This is a genomic window from Gardnerella sp. 26-12, from assembly GCF_001660745.1.
In the GTDB taxonomy this organism is placed as follows: domain Bacteria; phylum Actinomycetota; class Actinomycetes; order Actinomycetales; family Bifidobacteriaceae; genus Bifidobacterium; species Bifidobacterium swidsinskii.
The window spans coordinates 1-2926 of record NZ_LWSR01000081.1 but is presented as its reverse complement, the minus strand read 5'-3'; the positions used below and the strand labels follow the sequence as shown (position 1 = coordinate 2926).

Genomic DNA, 2926 nt, shown 5'->3' with positions numbered 1-2926 from the left:
GATGTGTATAAGAGACAGATTATACGCTACGCAAAAAGACTGTATAAAGCTTCAGGATAAAGAAATTTTCAGATCTCAGGAATGGTTGACATACCACATATTGATGCTCCAAATTATATTGTTGTGTCTAGTGGTCTTGTGCCGTTTTCTCAAAGGCAGTGTAGCTGTGATAAGCAAGACTTTGTTTGCTTTTACGAGCATGACATAAAGTTTAGAGATATTTTGACGCATACGGAAGATTACTTGATGTTAACACGTGGATGTCGTTGTTAACTAGTAAAGGTAATCCAGACAGACCTAGTTTGAAAAAGTTTAAAGAATTATTCCCTAATCAAACGAAATTACGTATACGATTCTCGCTGAATAATCTCAAACTAGACGATGATATGTTGAATATTCCGTTATTTATGGCTGATTACACGGATAAGCTTATAGAACTTGCTCTGAAAGAGAACGATTGATAAAGAAAGATAATTAAAAAAAGGAACGATTAGAAGACATAAAAATAAACTAGTGCAAAAGTTAAAAGAGTGTCAAATCCCACGAAACGTTGCAACCAGCCTAGGGGAGCTTCTAGGCTGTTTTTTATGCTCAAGAATTAAGCTATTAAACCAATCTTAAACCTTTTTGCGATATTTTCCTATCGTTAAAAGGTGCACCCAATATCCATAGTGTGCACTCAAAAAAGTGTGAATACGTTGCCAGTACTTTTCTATCCCCAATCGTGCATTAATTGTTTGAGTCGTTAACAATGTTTTCAATATTTCTGCCTGAGTAGAAGATACGAATAACTGTTACAGTCATTTGGTTTTCGTCTACTTGGTAAAAAACTGTGTAGTTATCGACTGAAACTCTGCGTATTCCCACAGAATGCCAGGGTTCCCTCGCTACAGGAGGATATCGCATAGGCATAGTCTCAAGAGAACGTATAGCATACTTAATGCGGTTGACTTGTTTTTCAGCTGTTTTTGGAACTTGTAATGTAAAGCGAATGTATTCGTATAGTTCTGTAAGATCAAGGAACGCTTGCGGAGAATAGATGATGTTATAAGTTGTACTCATGCACCATATTCCTTTGCAAAGAACTGATCTACTTCATCTGCACTATATTGTTTGCCAGTCGAAATAGAGTCGATGCCTTTTTGTAATTCTGCATCCAGTTCGGCTCGAGTTAAATTACCTAAAGCAAGCGGTTTTTCTTGTGTATTAGTCGGCAGACGAAGTTCAAATGGCATGCCTTTTTGTAAAACGATTTGACTATAAAGCATTTGGATTGCTGAAGACGGTGTTATGCCAAGCTGGTTCAATATGCTTTCAGCGTTTTCTTTAAGATTTGTATCTATTCTTGCATATACAGCGTTTGTGTTTGTCATTGTGTTCGCATCCTTTCTGACCTTATTTTACAAAATAGTTGCAAGCATACGCAAGCAGATGAAAGCAAAAGTTTAACTACTATTCAGATTATAGCTTTCCGTTGTTGGTTTAGGTGTTTTTTGTTGGATGTGAATTAGGCGCATTGACGAACAAATAACGCGCTTTTGGGGGTCATGTGATTACAGAAGCTGTTCGCCTCTAAAACAAGACAATATGAGGGGAGCACACGAGCATATTGACTTTATATCAAAAAGTTGCCAATCGTATTCTCACTACTATGTATAAAGCAAAAGTTATCGAGATTAGGAAAGAAAAATTAGAACGACACTAAGTATGTATATATCTTTCACCTGAATATTTACGTATAGTAAAAACATAGATAGAAAGACGAAGGATAATTATGGCTAATATGGATAAAAATCAGATTATTAAACAAGAAACCGAGATTACGAGACTAGATGCTATTTCTGGTCGCGGTGACCAGAAGCCAGGGAGCAAGAAGAAGCGTAAGCTTATCATCATTGCTACTGCGGTTGTTGTAGTTATAGCTTTGCTGGTTGCGAGTATGCTGGGTGTGAAGTCTTTAAGAGATTCCAAGACTCAAGCGTGCATCCAGGCAAACAGTGCGTACGCCAAAGCGTGGGCACAGTACGAGAAGACACGCCAGGATGCTGATGAAACTGCTAAGACTGTGACTAGTGTGGAGCAGGTTGCAAACGCTAAAACCTACACCACATTCACAGCCCAGCATGCTAAGAGTAAAAAGGTAAGTAAGGCGCAGTCTTTGAATTGTGCTATCTCCTACACTCAGGCTTTCAACGCGACCATGTCTAGTCTTGATAAGACTACAGCACAGCTTAATAAGACCACTAAGGCTCTGAAAAACTCAGTCGTTCAGGTCACAAAGTCGAAGAATGTGAAGGATCTTGAAAATGCTAAGAATATGGTGAAGGCGAAGCTTGATGAGATGAATAATCTGCTCTCCTCATCAGACGGTCAAGTGGCTGATAATGCTACTCGTGATAACCTGCAAAACCAGATAAACACGCTTACCGCAGCGTTGAATGATAAGAAAGCAACCGTCGAGTCTTTGACTAAGGCTCTTGAGCCAGTCCAAGGCGCAATCGACAGTGTAAACGCAAGTATACAAGCGAAGCAGCAGGCAGACGCTGCCGCAGCGGCTGCGGCGCAAGCAGCTCCGCAGGCTCGTTCCCAGTCTGCGGCTCGTACTAGCTCGGGAACTCCTCGTTCAAGTACTCGTGGTGGGTCTTCTTATAGTGCGCCAGCACAGAATAAGAATTCGGGTGCGGTCGACTGGGATAAATACCTTGCTGACGGGAAAGCATATAATGAATTACATAGAACACCTAATCAATGTCGATATATCTATCGCTGTGGCACTGGATGGAATACCGATGGAACACCAGATGGTGACGGTGATGTAACTAATAGCAAATAGTTTCCATCTTTACTCATTTTCCCTTTACATAGTGGTTGGTTTTAGACGACTTCTAAAACCAACCATTTTTATCAATACCAAATTTTTATTGAT

4 protein-coding genes and 1 pseudogene are annotated in these 2926 nt (G+C 39.9%); 3 read left to right on the top strand and 2 right to left on the bottom strand.

The window, feature by feature from the left end:
- Window positions 1-81: 81 nt before the first annotated feature.
- Together A5295_RS06595 and A5295_RS04480 are read left to right on the top strand one after the other, a co-directional pair.
- A complete protein-coding gene (locus tag A5295_RS06595; RefSeq protein ID WP_082915491.1) occupies window positions 82-273 on the top strand; it encodes a DUF4417 domain-containing protein in 192 nt (63 codons plus the stop codon).
- A gap of 26 nt (window positions 274-299) precedes the next feature.
- Window positions 300-461 (top strand): annotated as a pseudogene (locus A5295_RS04480) (ATPase); the annotation flags it as partial.
- Between the two features lie 268 nt (window positions 462-729).
- Here the strand turns inward: A5295_RS04480 and A5295_RS04475 are convergent.
- Both A5295_RS04475 and A5295_RS04470 read right to left on the bottom strand, forming a co-directional pair.
- Window positions 730-1062: a type II toxin-antitoxin system RelE/ParE family toxin gene (locus A5295_RS04475; protein ID WP_064621866.1), complete on the bottom strand. Its 333-nt coding sequence runs from the start codon at window positions 1060-1062 to the stop codon at window positions 730-732.
- Entirely contained in the window at window positions 1059-1373 is a 315-nt protein-coding gene (locus A5295_RS04470; RefSeq protein ID WP_064621864.1) for a type II toxin-antitoxin system RelB/DinJ family antitoxin, read from the bottom strand. Before A5295_RS04470 ends, A5295_RS04475 begins: the two co-directional genes overlap by 4 nt.
- Before the next feature lie 401 nt (window positions 1374-1774).
- On the opposite strand from A5295_RS04470, the gene A5295_RS04465 reads away from it, so the two are divergent.
- Entirely contained in the window at window positions 1775-2833 is a 1059-nt protein-coding gene (locus A5295_RS04465; protein WP_064621862.1) for a hypothetical protein, read from the top strand.
- Window positions 2834-2926: the final 93 nt, after the last annotated feature.